Source organism: Christiangramia aquimixticola, assembly GCF_048285835.1.
GTDB classification, from domain to species: domain Bacteria; phylum Bacteroidota; class Bacteroidia; order Flavobacteriales; family Flavobacteriaceae; genus Christiangramia; species Christiangramia aquimixticola.
Genome location: NZ_JBLVTL010000291.1, coordinates 1 through 286 on the forward strand (window position 1 = coordinate 1; position 286 = coordinate 286).

Below are 286 nucleotides of genomic sequence, written 5' to 3' on the forward strand. Positions count from 1 at the left end.
ATTTCTTCCAGTCCACAACTTGGAAAACAATCTCCTGATAATTATCCCGCTCGTAGAGGATGCCTATCGAGGAGTCACTGAGCTTGACCAAATCAGAATAGGCTGTCCAAGCTTGTTTTTTGGGGTCGTCGGTGCGGTCTATTAAGATGGATTTTGACCAAGTCTTGCCTTCGTCAAAGCTAAGTTTGATCGTTAAATTATTTCGATGCTGTTCATCAGCAGCATTTGAGTGTGCCAGAATGGTTTTCCCATCCTTTTCTCCTAAATCCAAAATTGAAGCTTGGTT

The 286-nt window shown here is 42.3% G+C and carries 1 pseudogene; it reads right to left on the bottom strand.

The features are described 5' to 3' along the window. A pseudogene (locus ACNKXV_RS14535) lies at positions 1–271 on the bottom strand (hypothetical protein); the annotation flags it as partial. Positions 272–286 lie beyond the last annotated feature (15 nt).